The organism is Corallococcus llansteffanensis (assembly GCF_003612055.1).
In the GTDB taxonomy this organism is placed as follows: Bacteria; Myxococcota; Myxococcia; order Myxococcales; family Myxococcaceae; genus Corallococcus; species Corallococcus llansteffanensis.
Map to the genome: position 1 here is coordinate 1 of NZ_RAWB01000796.1, position 3,508 is coordinate 3,508.

Consider the following 3,508-nt stretch of genomic DNA (forward strand, 5'->3'; position numbering starts at 1 on the left):
CGACAGCACGATGCCGCGCTCCACCTTCATCACCACGCCCGTCGCGTCCGAGCCCAGCGCGAAGCGGCCCTCGCGGCCCACCTCCACCGTCCGTCCGCCCGGGAAGCGCACCACCGCGGAGCCCTGGTCGCCCGTCTCCACCGCGTCGCCCGCGAGCAACGGCCCCGCCACGGCCGGCCCCACCTTGCCCGCGCGCTCCAGGCGCACGTCGCCGGACAGGCCCTCCAACTGCGCGAGCGGCGCCGGGGCCCCCGCGTCCACCTCGGCCACGGGCGCGGGCTTCGGCGCCTCTTCGCGCTCACACCCCGAGCAGCCAGCGACGAGGACGAGCAGCGACAGCGCCAGGATGCGGACAGGACTCACTGAGACCTCGGCGGCGGACGGGGGGCGCGGGCGGACGGCCTCGCGACTCACCGGCCCCTCGGGAACAAATCGACGTTGAAGATGGCCTGCTCGCCCACGCGCACGGTGACGGTCTTGGTCTGCGACACGTGTCCGGGCGCGGAGAGCGTGATGCGGTACGTGCCGCCACGGACGCGCGCGGTGAAGCCGCCGGACTTGTCCGTGCGCGTGCGCACCTTCGCCTGCGGGATGGACACCGTCGCCACCAGGGGCCGTCCGCTCCGGGCGCTGCGCACCTGGCCCAGCAGCGTGGCCAGCTCGGCCTTCGCTCGCACCGGGGACAGCACCACCCGCAGCTCGGAGGCCTGCCCCACCACCACCACCGCGGCCTCCTCCGCCGGGCGGAAGCCCGGGGCCTGCACGGAGACGGCCACCGGCCCGGGCTCGAGCCCCTCCAGCAGCGCCTCGCCCCGCATGTCCGTGCGCAGCGCGGCGGTGCCCGCGGTGACGCGCACGTCCGGCAGGGGCACGCCGGCCTTGCCCTGCACCACCGCCACCTTCAGGGCCCCCGTGGTCGGCACCGGCGCCTTCTTGCGCAGGCGGACCTGGACGGGGGCGTTCTCCTCCGAGTCGCTGACGGTGGCGCTCTCCGTCACCTCCTCATAGCCCTCCACGCTCACCCGCGCGGACTGCGCGCCCGACGGCAGCAGCGCCCGCACCTCGCCCTGCGCGTCCGTCACCAGCTCCTCGCTCGTGCCAGGGCTCCTCAAGGAAGGCACCAGCACCCGGGCCCCGGCCAGCGGCGCGCCCGTCTCCGCGTCCACCACCCGCATCGGGACGAAGCCCTGACGCGGGCCTTCGACGAGCGGCGACGCCCGCGCGTCGTCCCGCCACGCCAGCTCCAGCGCCAGCCCCAGGCGCCGCAGCCGCTGCTCGGAGCGGAGGCCCGAAGCCTCCAGCGTCATCGTGTCGCGCGCCTGCTGCGCATCCAGCATCAGCGTCCCGGTCCACCGCACCCGGCGCACCACCGGGAGCAGCAACGCCGCCCCGACGACGTAGCCCGTGGAGGACGCCTTCAGGTCCCCCGCGGCGTGCGCGGAGAGCGTCAGCGGCACCTCGCCCCGCGCCTCCAGCCGGAAACCCGCCGGCAGCGCCACCAGCACCCGGCCCGACACCAGCGCCGCGTGCCGCACGCCCCGCTGCAACACCGGCGCGGCAGCGAACCCGCCGAACAGCGGCAGCTGCGCGAAGCCGTAGCCCGCGCCCAGCTCCAGCCGCACCGGCCCCAGGAACAGGCGCCCGCGCGGCCCCACCGAGCCGCGCGCGAGACTGCCGCCCGTCACCCGCACTGCCGCGGCATCCCTGAGGTCGAACGCCTCGCGCTGGAGATCCACCTGGCCGCCCAGCCACGTCCCCAGCCGGCCCGCCGTCCAGCCCGTCAACGTCAGCGCGCCATCGTTCGGCGTCAGCCCGGCGTAGGTGAGCCCGGGCCCTACATCCACCTGCTGACCTTCGCGTTGCGCCAGGCCGTAGCGCAGGCGCAGCGAGGCGCGCTCCGGTTCGAGCGGCTCGGCCCCGATGGCCCTGGAGCAGACGAGCGCCAGGAGGAGGACGAGCAGGCGCGGAAGCATGTCGGTGAGGGGGATCGGGCGGCGCAAGGCCCGGCGGAGTATAGAGAAGGAGGGCAGGTGGCCCAACCCGCGAAACCGTCATTCGAGCAAGAAGCGGCGCGGATCACGGCTGGCTTCTTGCTGGAGTGGAACTGCTTTGCTAAGCATGACGACGGTCGGTAGCGCCTCGTCTAACCTCCGGGATTCACTCCAGAAACATCGGAGCGCCGCCGTGAGCGGGGCGAGCGAACGCTGAGGAGCGCATACGCCCATGGGCACGCAACTGGTGATGTACGAAGAGGAGTTCACAAAGATCAACGCCGTTTGCGACCGGCTCACGAAGGACGCGAACGCGAAGGTGGTCTTCCTCGTCGACAAGAACGGCCAGCTCATCTCCTCGGCGGGCCAGACGCAGAACATCGACACGACGTCGCTCGCGTCGCTGACGGCCGGCAACGTGGCCGCCATGGGCGGACTGGCGAAGCTGATCGGGGAGAACGAATTCCCCAACCAGTTCCATGAAGGGGCGAAGGACAGCCTCTACATGACCATCGTCGGCAGCCGGGTGGTGCTGGTCGTCATCTTCGACAACCGCACGAGCCTGGGTCTGGTGCGCCTGCGCATCAAGAAGGCCAGCGACGAGCTGACGAAGATCTTCGAAAGCCTCGTGAAGAAGACCGACAGCCCCGGAGCCGGTTCGCCGTTCGCCGAGATCTCCGACGACGATATCGACAACCTCTTCAGCGAGTAACCCGGGAAGCCATGTCCTTCATCAATTACTCATCCCGCGAAATCAACTGCAAGATTGTCTATTACGGGCCGGGGCTCTGCGGGAAGACCACGAACCTCCAGTACATCTACAACAAGACGGCGGCGGACACGAAGGGCAAGCTCATCTCGCTCTCCACGGAGACGGACCGCACGCTCTTCTTCGACTTCCTGCCGCTGTCACTCGGTGAGATCCGCGGCTTCAAGACGCGCTTCCACCTCTACACGGTGCCCGGCCAGGTGTTCTACGACGCCAGCCGCAAGCTCATCCTCAAGGGCGTGGACGGCGTGGTGTTCGTCGCCGACAGCCAGATCGAGCGCATGGAGGCGAACATGGAATCGTTCGAGAACCTGCGCATCAACCTGGCCGAGCAGGGCTACGACCTGAACAAGATTCCGGCCGTCATGCAGTACAACAAGCGCGACCTGCCCAACGCGGTGACGACCGAAGAGATGCACAAGACGCTCAACCCCCGGAACATGCCGGAGTACCAGGCCGTGGCCCCCACCGGTGTGGGCGTGTTCGACACGCTCAAGGCCGTGGCCAAGCTGGTCCTCACGGAGCTGCGCAAGGGCGGCTGATCGCCGCCTGCTTCCCTGCCGGGTTGGCTTGCCCCCTAACGGGCAGCCCCCGGCAAAGGATGGTATGACCTCGTGCCGTCGGGCAGAGCCGCCTTCCGAGGTCGTACCGTGCGCGTCGCATCCGCCACCTTCCGTCTCCTCGCGCTCCTGAGCGCTGGCCTTCCCGGGCCGGTGTTCGCGCAAGGTGCATCCCCCTCCCCCACCCC

4 protein-coding genes are annotated in these 3,508 nt (G+C 70.6%); 2 read left to right on the forward strand and 2 right to left on the reverse strand.

Annotated features, from left to right (window positions below; translation table 11 throughout):
- Positions 1-363: FecR family protein (locus tag D7V93_RS40290; RefSeq protein WP_504739597.1), on the reverse strand; the 363-nt coding region annotated here is incomplete at its 3' end.
- Between the two features lie 47 nt (positions 364-410).
- Positions 411-1,973: a carboxypeptidase regulatory-like domain-containing protein gene (locus D7V93_RS40295; RefSeq protein WP_120648328.1), complete on the reverse strand. Its 1,563-nt coding sequence runs from the start codon at positions 1,971-1,973 to the stop codon at positions 411-413.
- Between the two features lie 250 nt (positions 1,974-2,223).
- Here D7V93_RS40295 and mglB point away from each other — a divergent pair, with 250 nt between their 5' ends.
- Complete coding sequence (mglB, locus tag D7V93_RS40300) at positions 2,224-2,703, forward strand: gliding-motility regulator GTPase-activating protein MglB (RefSeq protein ID WP_002637270.1); 480 nt, start codon at positions 2,224-2,226, stop codon at positions 2,701-2,703.
- Positions 2,704-2,714: 11 nt separating this feature from the next.
- The gene (gene mglA, locus D7V93_RS40305) at positions 2,715-3,302 is read left to right on the forward strand and encodes a gliding-motility regulator Ras-like GTPase MglA (protein ID WP_120615485.1); all 588 of its coding nucleotides are present in this window, start codon (positions 2,715-2,717) and stop codon (positions 3,300-3,302) included.
- The last annotated feature ends 206 nt before the right edge of the window (positions 3,303-3,508 follow it).